General features: G+C 57.3%; 10 protein-coding genes and 2 pseudogenes. 4 read left to right on the top strand and 8 right to left on the bottom strand.

Features of this window, described 5'->3' with window-relative positions; all coding sequences use genetic code 11:
* Positions 1–100: 100 nt before the first annotated feature.
* From AC2Q8J_RS01860 to AC2Q8J_RS01850, 3 genes and pseudogenes are all read left to right on the top strand, one after another.
* Positions 101–610 carry a metal-dependent hydrolase gene (locus AC2Q8J_RS01860; RefSeq protein ID WP_486451979.1) on the top strand — a complete coding sequence of 170 codons (510 nt, stop codon included), beginning with the start codon at positions 101–103 and terminating at the stop codon, positions 608–610.
* Positions 611–651: 41 nt separating this feature from the next.
* A pseudogene (locus AC2Q8J_RS01855) lies at positions 652–1,116 on the top strand (transposase); the annotation flags it as partial.
* Positions 1,068–1,985, top strand: a pseudogene (locus AC2Q8J_RS01850) (IS481 family transposase); the annotation flags it as partial. The pseudogenes AC2Q8J_RS01855 and AC2Q8J_RS01850, both read left to right, overlap by 49 nt.
* 282 nt (positions 1,986–2,267) lie before the next feature.
* Here AC2Q8J_RS01850 and AC2Q8J_RS01845 read toward each other — a convergent pair.
* From AC2Q8J_RS01845 to AC2Q8J_RS01815, 7 genes are all read right to left on the bottom strand, one after another.
* Positions 2,268–3,044, bottom strand: a complete 777-nt coding sequence (locus tag AC2Q8J_RS01845; protein ID WP_008250934.1) for an SDR family NAD(P)-dependent oxidoreductase — start codon at positions 3,042–3,044, stop codon at positions 2,268–2,270.
* A gap of 24 nt (positions 3,045–3,068) precedes the next feature.
* Complete coding sequence (locus AC2Q8J_RS01840) at positions 3,069–4,214, bottom strand: acyl-CoA dehydrogenase family protein (protein ID WP_008250933.1); 1,146 nt, start codon at positions 4,212–4,214, stop codon at positions 3,069–3,071.
* A gap of 14 nt (positions 4,215–4,228) precedes the next feature.
* On the bottom strand, positions 4,229–5,470 hold the full coding sequence (locus AC2Q8J_RS01835) for a thiolase family protein (RefSeq protein ID WP_372747874.1): 1,242 nt from the start codon (positions 5,468–5,470) through the stop codon (positions 4,229–4,231).
* 15 nt (positions 5,471–5,485) lie between these two features.
* The gene (locus AC2Q8J_RS01830; RefSeq protein WP_372747875.1) at positions 5,486–6,274 is read right to left on the bottom strand and encodes an enoyl-CoA hydratase/isomerase family protein; all 789 of its coding nucleotides are present in this window, start codon (positions 6,272–6,274) and stop codon (positions 5,486–5,488) included.
* Positions 6,275–6,690: 416 nt separating this feature from the next.
* Positions 6,691–8,265 carry a class I adenylate-forming enzyme family protein gene (locus AC2Q8J_RS01825; protein WP_486451978.1) on the bottom strand — a complete coding sequence of 525 codons (1,575 nt, stop codon included), beginning with the start codon at positions 8,263–8,265 and terminating at the stop codon, positions 6,691–6,693.
* A 10-nt stretch (positions 8,266–8,275) separates the two neighbouring features.
* The gene (locus tag AC2Q8J_RS01820; protein ID WP_287433548.1) at positions 8,276–9,472 is read right to left on the bottom strand and encodes an iron-containing alcohol dehydrogenase; all 1,197 of its coding nucleotides are present in this window, start codon (positions 9,470–9,472) and stop codon (positions 8,276–8,278) included.
* Positions 9,473–9,507: 35 nt separating this feature from the next.
* On the bottom strand, positions 9,508–11,013 hold the full coding sequence (locus AC2Q8J_RS01815; protein WP_287433549.1) for an aldehyde dehydrogenase family protein: 1,506 nt from the start codon (positions 11,011–11,013) through the stop codon (positions 9,508–9,510).
* Positions 11,014–11,288: 275 nt separating this feature from the next.
* Between AC2Q8J_RS01815 and AC2Q8J_RS01810 the strand changes: the two genes are divergently transcribed.
* Positions 11,289–12,320: an AraC family transcriptional regulator gene (locus AC2Q8J_RS01810; protein ID WP_008250927.1), complete on the top strand. Its 1,032-nt coding sequence runs from the start codon at positions 11,289–11,291 to the stop codon at positions 12,318–12,320.
* 201 nt (positions 12,321–12,521) lie between these two features.
* Here AC2Q8J_RS01810 and AC2Q8J_RS01805 read toward each other — a convergent pair whose 3' ends face one another.
* Complete coding sequence (locus AC2Q8J_RS01805; RefSeq protein ID WP_008250926.1) at positions 12,522–13,616, bottom strand: CaiB/BaiF CoA transferase family protein; 1,095 nt, start codon at positions 13,614–13,616, stop codon at positions 12,522–12,524.
* Between the last annotated feature and the right edge of the window lie 156 nt (positions 13,617–13,772).

Raw genomic sequence — 13,772 nt, 5'->3', positions numbered from 1 at the left:
CGGTAATGATACCTCGCTGTCCCATTCTCTAACTATTCCCATAGTGTCAGCAAGACATAAATTGCACATTAGAGACTTTACTCTAAAAGGAAGAGCAAAAATGACCCCTGACACCGCGCATCGCGATCACGCGATCCCCCCGCGAAACATCAAATTTGACCTGACCGAGGAATGCCCTCGTGACTGGTATGACGACGATCCTGCCATCTCCCGCTTCTTTGACGGCATGTCAATCGTCTTCCCCGAAGGCGAACGCTTTTTTATTGAGGCCGTGCGCCACTATAAGGACCGGATTGATGATCCGCGCCTGCTGGAGCAAATGCGCGGCTTCATTGCACAAGAAGCAATCCATGGCCGTGAGCATGAAGTCTATAACGAGTTGATGCAGAAAAACGGTCTGCCCCAGAAAAAGCTGGACGCGCAATTTATGTGGCTGATTACCCGCGCCCGCAAGTTGCTGCCGTGGCGCAACAAATTGGCCGGCACCTGCGCGGCTGAACACTTTACCGCCATGTTGGCCGATAGCGTCTTGTCCGATCCCACATGGAATGAAAAGACCCATCCTGTCTATCGCGATTTGTGGAACGGGCCTGTAAATAAAACTGTGTAAACCGCCTATCATTGAACCATTACAGGGTAAGGATAGGCAATATGAACAAGAAAGAACTGGAAGCCTTCGCACGTGAGGCTGCCAAAACCCTCAAAACCGAGAAAGATCTCAACGAGTTCAGCCAGATGCTGACCAAGATCACTGTCGAAGCAGCGCTGAATGCCGAACTCGACGAGCATCTGGACTACGATAGGCACCAGCCCTCCGATAATGCCAACAGCCGCAACGGCTACACCAGCAAGACCCTGAAAACCGAGGACGGTCAGTTTAAGCTAAACACGCCCCGTGACCGCGAGGGCAGCTTCGATCCGCAGCTGGTAAAGAAGGGTCAAACCCGCTTCACCGCCATGGATGACAAGATCCTGAGCCTCTACGCGAAAGGCATGACGACGCGGGAAATCGTCGCCACCTTCAAAGAGATGTACGATGCCGACATCTCGCCCACCCTGGTTTCCAAGGTGACAGAGGCTGTGAACAGTCAAGTTGTGGAGTGGCAGTCTCGTCCCTAAGGAAATGGTGGCAAAGGTATCAGGCTAGCGGCGAAAGCAGCCTGGAAAGCCACAGCCGGCGACCTCACTCTTCACCTGCAGCCAAGGTCGATGCCGAAATGGAGGCATTGATTATCGGCCTTAGGAAATCTCGAAATCTTGGAGCCCGAAGGCTTCAAAGCGAACTTTTTCGGCTGCATGATATTTCCTTGTCATTGGCAACAATACATAAAGTATTCCAGCGGAATCAGGTAAAACCCGTTAAAAGGCTCAGGAAGAAGTCGGAATTTGTCAGGTATGAACGGCCGGTACCTGGCGACCGAGTGCAGATGGATACTTGCAAGATTGGGCCAAACCTTTATCAGTACACATCCATTGATGACTGCACCCGCTATAGGGTATTGCGACTATACAAGCGTCGTACGGCTGCTAATACATTGGATTTCACCGACGCCGTCATGGAAGAAATGCCATTCCCTATTCAACAAATACAAACCGATCGGGGCAGAGAATTTTTTGCCGCGAAGGTACAGAAAAAGCTGATGGATCTTGGGATAAAGTTCCGGCTAAACAAGCCAGGATCGCCGCACCTTAACGGTAAAGTAGAGCGGTCACAGAAAACAGATAAGACCGAATTTTATGTAGCCGTCGACCTATCGTCAGAAGAACTCGATGACCTGCTGGCCGAGTGGCAGCACTACTACAACTGGGATCGGCCTCATGGTGCTCATAAAGGTAAAACGCCTATGGAGCGGTACGTCGAGTTGTCGGAAGAAACGCCACTGCCCGAGGATGCTTACGCTGACTACAAGCCATCCAAAGAACGCATACAAGAGGCCAACTACAAACTAGATTTGGAGCTGGCCAGATTGAAACGATCTCTGTGAATCACACAAATAATAGGCCCATCTAGGAAAAATTGGAGCGCATTGAAAATGCCATTCGTCTCCCGGCGCCTTGCCTTTATTCGGGTATTCTCTATGTCGCTGGCGGCTAGATAAAGCTTGCAATCGGCGATTTTATGGTCCGCCTCAAAGTTCCCTCTCGTGTTAAAAATGAACCAAAACCATCCCTTAGGCAATCAGGCTAGTTAGTCCAACTTCTGCTGACGTGAAACACGCCCCCGCAGACAAACGAGGGAACTGGTGATTGCGTTTCATCTCATTACGCTACCTAGCCTGCATCACAGTGGCCGCGTCCAGGCGGATGACACGGCCGTTCATATAGGCGTTTTCCGCCAAGTAGGCGCAGGTGTGTGCGAACTCCTCCATGTCGCCCATGCGTTTGGGGGCCTCACACATCTGGATCAGGGCGTCCTGCACCTTCTGATCGAAAGACTTGACCATGGGGGTACCAAAAAGACCCGGGGCGATTGAATTGACACGGATACCCAGAGGGCCCAGCTCCCGCGCGGCGGGAATGTTCATGCCGTTCACGCCGGCCTTGGAGCCCGAGTAGGCGCTTTGGCCGATCTGTCCCTCGAAGGCGGCCCCGGATGAGACGTTGACGACCACACCGCGCTCGCCCTTTTCATCCGGCTCGTTCTTGGCCATTTGTTCTGCGCACTTGGCCATCACGTTGAACACGCCCATCAGGTTCACGTTGATCACCGTGGCGTACTTCGCCAGGCTGCTGGCCACACCGTCCCGGTCCAGGATCTTGCAGGGTAGAGGAATGCCCGCGGCATTGATATCCACGTGGATCGCGCCGAACTTATCCATGATGACGGCGATAGCGGTATCAATGCTCTCCTCGGAGGTTACGTCGGTCTGGCAGAAGATGGCGCTCTCCTCACCGAGCTCCGCAACAGTCTCAGCGCCGGCTTCGGCATTCAGGTCGAGGAGGGCAACCTTTGCACCCTTCTCGTTCACCATGTAGCGAGCAGTGGCCTGCCCCAGGCCAGAAGCACCGCCGGTGATTACTACAACTTTATCTTTCAGGTTCACAAGAAGCCTCCAAATTTCCTTTACTCAGCTGAATGCATTTAGACCAGTCAAGGCCCGGCTGATAAGTAACTTTTGAATCTCGGTAGTGCCATCAGGGATCGGCGCGATAATGGCCTCCCGCGCCAGGCGTTCAACAATGAATTCCTTGGTAACGCCATTACCACCGTGAATTTCCAGCGCATCCCGTGTCGCGGTCACCGCTATCTCGGTGCCGTACCACTTGGCCATGGCGCACTGCTTGTCCGCACGCTCGCCGCGCATCACCATATCCATGGCCCTGTAGGCCAACAGCCGGGCGGCATCAATCTGGGTAGCCATGGTAGCAAGCTTGTCGGCGATCATCTGGTGACCACCAATCAACTTGCCGTGCTGCTTGCGCTCCTGGGCATACTTGATGGCCTCGTCCATGGCGCGGCGCGCCACGCCAACACCCCACATAGCCATGTGGCAGCGAGCGAATTCGAATATCTTCAGGGTATTCTTGAGTCCGGTACCACGGCCCCCCACTACATTCTCCACCGGCACCCGCACATCAGACATGAAAACCTGTGCTGTTGACTGGCCGTTCAGCGCCATCTTGGGGATTCCCACCGTCTCATAACCGTGCTCCTCACGGTCGATCAGTATATGGCTGATTTCGTTCTCACCCGTACGACAGGTGCAGATGAAGATGTCTGAGTACTCGCCATTCGAAATCCAGGTCTTTTCGCCATTGATCACCCAGTGGTCGCCATCGAGCACCGCACGGGTCTTGACTGCAGACACGTCTGAACCCACGTCTGGCTCTGAAATACCCATAGCAATGAATTTGTTGCAGTTGATAATATCTGCGAGATACTTCTCCTTGATGGCGTCAGGTGCCAGCTGACCTAATAACTCAGCATTCACCGCGTTGATAAAGCCGGGGATGGCGATATCCAGCGAGGTGTAGGCGACCTCTTCGAACACCATGAGGTGGGTAAGCCAGTCCATGCCGAAGCCGCCCCATTCCTCGCTGTGCGGCGCCTTGATCATGCCGAACTGGGTCAGCCCCTGAGTCCATTTCTGCATTTTCTCCCGGGGAATAAAGCCCTCGCCGTGCTCGCGGAAGGCCGGCTCGATTTCCGAGTCCAGGTATTTACGCAGATTCTCGATGATCATCTGCTGTTCTTCGGTTCGTTGGAAATTCATCGCTTTAATGTCCTTTACTGCTTTGCGAGTATGCTCACAGCTGCTGTTGCCTCTTCGAGGCCTACCAAGCCGCCGCCATTTTCCTGTACAGCGATCCGTGCACCCTCCACCTGCCTTGCGCCAGCCTCGCCGCGCAACTGGGTCACCAGCTCAAAGATCTGGCCTAGGCCGGTGGCACCGATGGGGTGCCCCCTGGACTCCAGGCCGCCGGAGGGATTGACCGGCACCCGGCCGCCCACGGTGAAATCGCCGCGCACGGCGGCAGGTCCGCCCTCACCCCAGGGTACCAGCCGCAGGTTTTCCACCTGGATGATTTCACCCATGGCGGTGGCGTCGTGTACTTCAACCACGCTGACATCACCCGGTGATACGCCGGCCTTTTCGTAGGCCTCTGCTGCGGCCAGGGCGGTGATGTGTTTCTCGTACTCATCGGCTGCGCGGTTTGTTCCGGAGCGAAATACACTGCTAAGCAACCTGACTGCCCGGGAAGCGTCGCCCTTAAGACGTTTTAGACCCTCGGCGCTGCACAGTACCGCCGCGGCGGAACCGTCGGATATGGGCGCGCACATGGGCAGGGTCAGAGGATAGGTGATCGGCGGCGCGGTCATCACCTCCTCCACCGTGTAGGGCACCTGGTACTGGGCAAAAGGGTTGTGCACGGAATGGGTGTGGTTCTTGGCGCAAACCGCCGCGATCTGCTCCTGGGTGGTACCGAAGGTCTTCATGTGCTGGCGGCAGAAAGCGGCGTACACGTCCATAAACATGCTGTAGGGCTTGTCGGACTGGGAGCCTTTGGGCGGGGTAATGCCCTCGCCCATTTTCAGCAGGTTTTCCTGGTTGGACTCCACCGTAGTCACATCCCAAGCCGAGTCGAAGGCAGCAAACATCTTCGCCTTGTCATCGGCGGACATTTTTTCCGTACCGACGGCGAGAGCGATGTCGCAGCTGCCAGCGCGAATAGCCTGGGCGGCTAGGTACAGCCCTGAGGTGGCGGAGGCGCAAGCCCCCTCCACATTAAAAATGGGGATGCCCTCAAACCCCATGGAACGCAAGGCTACCTGACCGGGCACCATGTGCTGATCCTGCAGGAAGCCGATGACGCAGGACGCAAAAAAGGCCTCGCCTACCTCACTTTTATTCGCCCCCGCATCTGTGAGGGCCATCTGCACCGCCTCGGCAGTCAGTTCCTTGTAGCTCTTGTCCATGTGGCGGCCAAAGGGGGTCATGCCGACACCGGCGATATACACGTCAGTCATGCTTCTCTACTCCTGTTACCGACCCTGAAATTGCGGCTTGCGTTTCTCGGTGAAGGCGGTCAGGCCCTCCTGCATATCCCAAGAGCGCTGGTGTTTGCGGAACTCATACATCTCGTGCATCAGGGCGTCGTCGCGGGACTTGTCAGCAGCGCCGTTGGCCACCATCTTCATGCGACGCAGGGCAATAGGACTCTTGGCGGCGATGTGAAGGGCCAGCGCTTGAGTAGCTTCCTGCAACTGGTCGTCTGCCACCAGCTCGTTGACGAAACCGTAGGTTTTCATCTCCTCGGCCGACAGGGTCTTGCCGGTGAACAACAGGTACTTGGCCACGTTGTGGGGCACTATGCGCGGCAGCACGGCGGCGCCGCCCGCGCCCGGGTAGACCCCGAAGTTGGCGTGTGCATCACCGATCCTGGCGCTCTCTACAGCGACCACCAGGTCAGCGCACATGGCGGTTTCTAGTCCGCCTGCCATGGTAATCCCGTTGAGGGCGGCGATTACCGGCTTAGGAAAGTCGCGTAGCGGGTTCAACACATTGTCACAGAGGCGGTCGAGGAAATCGGGCTCACCCGGGGGCACATTGAGGCTGTCCAGCACCTGCTTGAGGTCCGCCCCGGCGCAGAAAGCCTTGCCCCTCCCGGTGATAACCAACACCCTGATACCAGCGTCGGCGGCGATTTGAGTGAGGTACTCCTCGAACAGGGCCACCATATCCAGACTAATAGAATTCATAGCGTCGGGCCGGTTCATGGTCAACCAGGCCACCCCATCCCTGTTCTCGTACAGAAGGCTGGCGTTGCTCATTGGGTAAACTCCTAATACAGGCCCGCTCACGGACCCCTTATAGTTTGCAGAGACCAGTGCGCGTCTCACTCCGATATTGTTGAAATACTATAAGCGTTAGTGGCAGCCTGCCCCTTGTCGTCAGGGTTAAATTACTTGTCTGTACGATAGTTGCTCAGGGCACTTGCGAGCCGGTTCGGGTGAATCCACCCGTATGACGAGCGGCACTGACATCAGCCTCTGGTAAAAGGTGGGTTATCAACGGTTCGCGACTCCACAGGTTCCAGTATCTACTTGAAGCGTAGGTGAGCACCCCGGGACGGTGAACTAGTCACAGACATAAAACATGGCACTACTTGCACTTGCGCGGCTCGTATTTAGGTAGAGGAAGATCCCCTCCTACCCCGAGAGTTACTTGAGCCGACTCATAAACTTAGTCACCCCACCTTGCGGCCAGACTCTTCCCAGTATTTTTCCCTGACATTACGACGCAGCACCTTGCCGACCACACTGACGGGGATTTCCGAAACGATATCGATGGTTTTGGGGGTCTTGTAGCCGCCGAGTTCGTTACGCACGTGCTCTATCAATTCAGTGGGATAGGCCGATACACCCTCCTTTAGCATGACCTCCGCATGGATCGCCTCGCCCCACTCTTCGTGTGGGATGCCCACCACAGCAGACATCAAAACCGCCGGATGACTGTTAAGTGCGGACTCTACCTCGTTGGCGTAGATATTGAAGCCGCCGCTGATAATCATGTCCTTCTTACGATCAACGATGTGGAAAAAGCCACGCTCGTCAATCCGACCAATGTCACCTGACTTCCAAAAACCATCTTGGAATTCTAAGGCGGTTTGCTCCGGGTTACCGAGGTAGCCCGGTACGATGGCGCGTGAGCGCAGCCAGATTTCACCGGTCTCGCCTCGCGGCACGGGATTACCGTCGTCGTCCATGATCTCCAACTCGGTAAAAGGCGCCGGACGGCCAGCGGAGGCTAGGTGCGAATCATCGCCGCCCTCCACTAAGTGATCGGACTTGCTCATGGACAACGCAACACCGAAGTGCTCGGTGGATCCGTAGACCTGGATGAAGTTGTTGCCAAACGCTTCTTGCAGTTCCGCCAGTTTGCTGGGGCTCATGGGGGCTGCGCCGTAATACATGTTTTCCATGGTCTTCAGGCGCGCTCTTCCGGCCTCGTCCATGTCCAGCAGCCGGTACAACAAGGTTGGCACCGCAAAGCCGTTTGTAATGCGCTCGGCAGCAATATTGTCACACCAAGCTTCAAGATCCGGGACATTCATCGTCACGGTGCAGCCGCCCTTGAAAAGGGTCGGCGCAAACATCATGCCGCTACCGTGAGTGATCGGCGCCAAGTGAATCAAGCGGGTTTCCGGCGTCCAGGCGGGATCCGGCAAGGCCCAGAATGAGTCGCGGCAGGCAAACCAATTGTCGACGGTATACATGGCGCACTTGCCCCGCCCAGTGGTCCCGCCGGTGAAACGCATGAACACCACGTCATCGCGGTCGTCAAGCACAACGTTGGGATTGCTGTCGTCCACCTGCTCCAGTAGATCCCAGAACAGGTGTACCCCGGGATATACCGTTTCAGGCTTATCCATCACCACGATAGTGATCTGCCGCTCGCGCAGCATCTCGTAGTGGCTTTCCAGCAGGTCAGCCTCCATGAACACTACCTTGGCGCTGACCGTATCGATCTGATAAGTGTGATCCTCTAGGCTATCGCGGTAGTTGGTATAGCACACGGGGGTGCCGGCTTTTACCGCAGTAAACCAGTGGAGAAGAGAGGCGTTGTCGTTATCTAGGATTACCACCGCGTTGTCGCCGCGCTGCAGATCTAGTTTCTCCCGCATCATGTTGACGATGCGATTGGTCAACCGGTGGAATTCCCGGAAGGTGTAGCGGCGATTGCGCTCCACATTTACGAGGGCCTCGCGTTCTGCGAAGGTGTCTGCCAAACGCTCACTGATAACGCTGAAATTTATCTTCATATTGGTATCCTCAGGACCAGTTACAGACCCGGCTACACACGGTCTCGATTAGATCCATGGGCAGGGGCAAGAATGCGGCGATGGGGTCGTGGGCGATCGCTAAGACAATGTCGGGCATTTTCGATAACGGGATATCGTGGCGAGTAAAATCCCTTGGGTGGCCCATCTCTTCCAGCAGCGCACTTATTCTAGCTGCACAGGCCAACACAGCTGCGCGGCCCTCGCCCTCCACGCCGAACACACCCTTCAGGCGATCTGCTACCGGCACGTAGAAGTCGGCGAACTCCTCCATCACGATGGGCAGCAGCACGCCGTTCGCCTCACCGTGATGAATGTGACAGACGGCGCCAAAGGCGTGAGCGAAGTTGTGTACAGGCGACGGCCCGAAGTCGTTCACCACCGAGTTACAAGCCATGGCGCTGGCGTTGAGCATGGCCTGGCGCGCCAGCAGATCCGATCCATCGGCAACCACTTTGGGCAAGTTCTGCATGATGATCTTCGCGCTGGTCTCCGCGTGGGCCAGGGTGAAGTGCCCCGTATTGGGGTGTCCCATGGTTTCGATAGCATGGGTCAGCGCGTCCATACCGGTGGCGGCGGTGAGCATCGGCGGCAGGCCGGTGGTCATATGAGCATCCAGCACCGCGATGTCCGACTCTAGGTAGTGGCTGACGATCAGGTGTTTGATGCCCAACCCCTTGTTGTAGATCACCGCGCCGTTGGTCACCTCAGCACCGGTACCCGCGGTGGTGGGCACCGATATATGCGGGACGCCCATGTGCTCGACTTCCGGCCACTGCATCATCTTGACCGGCGACTTCAGCAACTGAGACACGCTGTCCACCTTGGAGTACATGGCAAGCTTGACCAGTTTGACCGAGTCTAGGACACTGCCGCCGCCCAGGGCCAGCAGACCGTCTGCTCCGCTGGCCCTAGCCACTGCCAGGCAGTCATCGATACAGCTGGACTCGGCGTCCGGCGCCGTATCAGTGAATACACCCGCCAACCGGACCCCGCCGGGACCGCGCTGCTCATCGAACAGAGCAGCGACCCTGTCGACCACCCCTGCATCCTTAAGGCCCTGGTCACTGACGAGGAGAACTTTACTACTTCCCAGGCCGCTGAACAGGCCGGGCAGTCTAAGGACAGTGCCGGGGCCCGCGTGAACCATAGTTCGCTGCCAGTATTGAAATGCGCCAGTGCTGGACATCTTTTATTCCTCTTACGCGTTAGTGACAGCGAGATTCAGACACCCCGGTGAACCAGCCCGAAGAAGGGCTTGGCGCTCGGGTCGGTCTCGAAGCTGGTCAGGTAGTTCTTGGTTTCTAGGTATCCCTCTAGGGAAGAGATGTTGATCTCGCGCCCGTAGCCGCTCTGTTTGTGGCCGCCGAAGGAGATGTCACCGGTAACCGCGTGCCAGTCGTTGACCCACACGGTGCCCGCTTCCAAGCGATAGGCCACTTCCTGGCCCGCAATTGGGTCACCCGTCCAGACACCCGCCGACAGGCCGAAGCAGGAGTCGTTAGCCATGGCAATGGCCTCCTCGATATTGCTGTACCGGATCACCGACAGCACCGGGCCGAAGATTTCCTCCTTATAGATCTTCATGTCGGGGGTCACGCCAGTGAAGATTGTGGGCTGCACAAACATGGCGTCGGGAAACCCCTCTACCTCCAATGGGCCACCTCCACAGGCAACCGTCGCGCCCTCAGCCTTGCCCGACTCGACATAACCCAGAACCCGCTCGTAGTGAGCCCGGTAAGCCATGGGCCCCAATGTGGTGCTGGCATCGAACTGGCTACCTGCTTTCAGCTTACTCACTAGCTCCACCATACGCGCCACAAGTTCGTCGTGGATGGACTCGTGGACGAACAGGCGGGTGCCAGAGATACAGATCTGTCCTGAACCCAACAGGAAACCGAAGGTCGCCCCCTTGGCGGTCAGCTCTAGGGGCGCGTCCGGCAACACGATGCCGGGCCCCTTACCACCAAGCTCCAGGGTAACGCGCTTCATGGTGTCGGCGGCCTCCTTCTGAATCATCACCCCGGTGCGGCCGGAGCCGGTGAAGGAGATCTTGGCGATGCCTGGATGGGAAGAGAGCGCAGCGCCCACGTCCGATCCGTGACCGGTGACCACGTTGACCACCCCCAGGGGGAGCAGATCCTGTATCAGCTCCATCGCTCGCACCACCGCCAGGGAGGCCGTTTCGGCGGGTTTGATAATGACAGTGTTGCCCGCCGCTATAGCCGGCAGCATCTTAAGGAAGGCCAGGAACAGGGGGCCGTTCCAAGCCGTAATCAGGCCGCATACACCCAGGGGCTGTTTGACCACCTTGACGTCCAGAGCCTCCGGCATGGGGCGCACCGGCGGGTACTCGACAAAGGGGTAGCTCTCTAGGCCCTCGGCGAAGATCTGGATAAACTGCATCACCGCGGGTATATCGAATCCCTGCAGGCGTGTTACCGCCAGGCCGGTACAGCTCGCCTCCAGAGCCAACAACTCTTCCATGTTCGCAGCCAGCACCAGCGTCATGCGGGCGATGATATTGGCTCGCTCACTGACGGAGGTAAGCTTCCAGGTCTTGAAAGCCTCGGCCGCTGCCGCCACAGCCTGATCCACATCTGCGGCACTGCCGGATGCTGCCCTGCCGATCACCTGCCCGGAGACTGGATCGACTAAGTCGATATACTGACCGGAGGACGGAGGAACAGATGCTCCATTGATGATATGGTTTTGGGTCGGGATACTCACGCTGGCAACTCCCTGCAATACTTTTGAATTATTAGCCAGCTAGACTTTAGATATACCCCCACCCGAACTTGACGGAATCGACAAAATACCCGGCCCAACGGCCATCCCACCCCTAACTCGAGCAGCCATTACACCAGCGAGGGTAAACTTGCCCTTTGATTTCACGATGTTAATCTTTGCAGCGAAGCTCAGTGCCACAGCTCAGAGAATGTGGCAGCTATAATAAGCCAGCCGCCTAAAGCTGCGGCATTTCGATCAGAGAACGCTGTACCCCGATGAACGACGCCAAAAATCTAGCCAAAACAGCCACCACCATCGCCTCCTACTCACTGGCTATCCAGAAAGCTCTGGAGGCCAATGGCTACGATGCGGAGGATATTTTCGAGGCAGCAGGGATCGGTCGCGTGCCCGGGCCCGATCCCATGGATCGCCTCACCACCGCCGAACTGGCCGCCGTGTACCGAGAGTCGGTAAAGCGCAGCGGCAATCCGGCTTTCGGACTCACCGTGGCACGATTCATGCACCCCGGAGCTGTTCATGCTCTCGGCTACGCCCTGTTGGCGAGCTCGTCCCTCAGGGATGCCTGTGAACGACTGGTCTATTACTTCCGCCTTGCCAGCGAACAGGGCATCTATCGGATCGAGGAAGAGGGGGACCGGTTCTGCCTGATCCTCGATGTGACCACCGAAGGAGTCGCCTACGAAACCATCGACGCCTGGAATGCCTTTGTTATCCGCATTTTCAGGATGATCTACAGGCCGGATTTCACCCCCCTCTCTGTCAGCCTGACACGACCCTGTCCGCCCGGTATTGAAGAGCAATACAAAACAAGCTTCCACGTGCCGGTGACATTCGACGCACCAAACTGCCAGATCTGCATGGAGCGCGCGATCGTCGACGAACCACTGTCGGGCGGTAATCGCGAAATTGCCAGCCAGCACGATCAGATCATGGAGGGATACATCGCAGCCCTGGACCAGGACGATATCATTACCCGCGTCAAGCGAGCTATTGTCCAGTTCCTACCGTCAGAAAACTGCACCAAGCAAAGAGTCGCCAGCGAACTCGCCATGAGCCCCAGCGCCCTGCAACAGAAGCTGGCCACGCTGGACACCAGCTTCCAAGATCTGCTCAACCAGATCCGCCAGTCCCTGGCTATGGACTACATGGAGCAGTCCCGGGTCAGTATCACAGAGATGAGCTTCCTGCTCGGCTTCAGCGATACCAGCAGCTTTACCCGCGCCTTCCGCCGCTGGACAGGCAAATCTCCACGGGACTTCCGTCGCGAGCGGAGCATTGAGCCGTAGCAGACCAAAGAGACAAAATGTGATCCCGAACTCACCGTAACAGTTATTCGTAGAATTTATGCTGATTTCAGCGGTTGCCTTGGAGGCAGGGTTGGAATCCAGCGCGCTCTTCTGTCGTTTGAATCTGCACGCCGTACACGTACTTGGGTAAAATCAGGGCCTCAACAGGTAGGACAGCACGCCCGGTTGTAGTTTCCTGGCTCACCTGCCCAGTATCTCTTCGTTGTGTTGACCCAGCCGCGGGATAACGCCCATCTCCTGTGGGGTCAGGCTGAAGCGGGGGGCGGGTGACGGTAGCAGGAATTCCCCATCCAACACGAAGCAGCCGCGCTCCCTGTTATGGGGGTGCTCCGCCGCCTCGGGCAGGGTCAGTACCGGCGCGAAACAAGCATCGGTACCCTCCAACAGCTCACACCAGTGAGCTTGAGGTTTACTGGCGAACAACGCGGTCATTTTCTGCCGAGCCGCCGGCCAGGTTTTCGGGTCGTGCTGGCGAGTAAAGTCAGGGTCATCTCCAAACCCACACAGCGCAATCAGTTCCCGATAAAAATTTGGCTCCAAAGCCTGCACGGTGATGTAGCGGCCATCGGCGCAGGCGTAAGTGTTGCACCAGTGCGAACCAGCCCGGAAGAACGTCTCTCCCGGCTCCTCGCTGATAGCCCCCTCAGCGCGGACGCTCGCCAGCAGTGTTTGGTTATAGGCCGCCCCGTCGCAGATGGCAGCATCGATAACTTGCCCTTCCCCAGTGGCCTTGGCATGCAGAAGAGCGGAAAGAACCCCGATCAGAAGCATGTTCGAACCAGAACCGATATCGCCCAGCACTGTGGGGGGGGGATAAGGCGTGTCCCCCGGCAGGCCCCCGTAGTGAAGCACTCCGGAAATCGCTAGGTAGTTGAGGTCGTGGCCGGCGCTTCTGGCAAGGGGGCCGACCTGCCCCCAACCAGTCATGCGCCCGTAGATCAGGGCGGGCCTGCGCTCGAGGCAGACTTTTGGGCCAAGTCCCAGTCGCTCCATAACCCCCGGGCGGAAACCTTCGATCAATACGTCAGCCTCCTCCACTAGGCGCAGCACCGCGTTGATGGATTCCGGAATTTTCAGATCCAGCGCAATCGACTTTTTTCCCCGCCGAAAAAAGGCGGATTCGATGACGCCACCGACACCGGCCCCATTGGGGTTCTCTGCCGCGCGCTCCACCAATATCACTTCGGCCCCCAGATCCGCCAGCATCATACCGGTAATGGGACAGGGGCCGATACCGGCGATCTCTATCACTTTTATTCCTTCAAGTGGCCCCATGGGTACCATCCTATCTTTTGTCTTCATTCCCCCGTGTCAGGTCAACAGGGCCTACTGCCAGCAGGACCCTAGGCTCTGAATCGACGCGAGGGCGACCAGCTTCCGCTCGGCCTCTGCGACCACCGGGCGCAGAAATTCGTAGAATTTCCGAGAAGT

The organism is Spongiibacter sp. C9W (assembly GCF_057370015.1).
This window is presented reverse-complemented; position numbering and strand designations above follow the sequence as displayed.

Coding starts and splice junctions, on each gene's coding strand:
- AC2Q8J_RS01860 (WP_486451979.1), top strand. CDS start 101: ATGACCCCTGACACCGCGCATCGCGATCACGCGATCCCCCCGCGAAAC.
- AC2Q8J_RS01840 (WP_008250933.1), bottom strand. CDS start 4,214: ATGAATTTCCAACGAACCGAAGAACAGCAGATGATCATCGAGAATCTG.
- AC2Q8J_RS01835 (WP_372747874.1), bottom strand. CDS start 5,470: ATGACTGACGTGTATATCGCCGGTGTCGGCATGACCCCCTTTGGCCGC.
- AC2Q8J_RS01830 (WP_372747875.1), bottom strand. CDS start 6,274: ATGAGCAACGCCAGCCTTCTGTACGAGAACAGGGATGGGGTGGCCTGG.
- AC2Q8J_RS01825 (WP_486451978.1), bottom strand. CDS start 8,265: ATGAAGATAAATTTCAGCGTTATCAGTGAGCGTTTGGCAGACACCTTC.
- AC2Q8J_RS01820 (WP_287433548.1), bottom strand. CDS start 9,472: ATGTCCAGCACTGGCGCATTTCAATACTGGCAGCGAACTATGGTTCAC.
- AC2Q8J_RS01810 (WP_008250927.1), top strand. CDS start 11,289: ATGAACGACGCCAAAAATCTAGCCAAAACAGCCACCACCATCGCCTCC.
- AC2Q8J_RS01805 (WP_008250926.1), bottom strand. CDS start 13,616: ATGGGGCCACTTGAAGGAATAAAAGTGATAGAGATCGCCGGTATCGGC.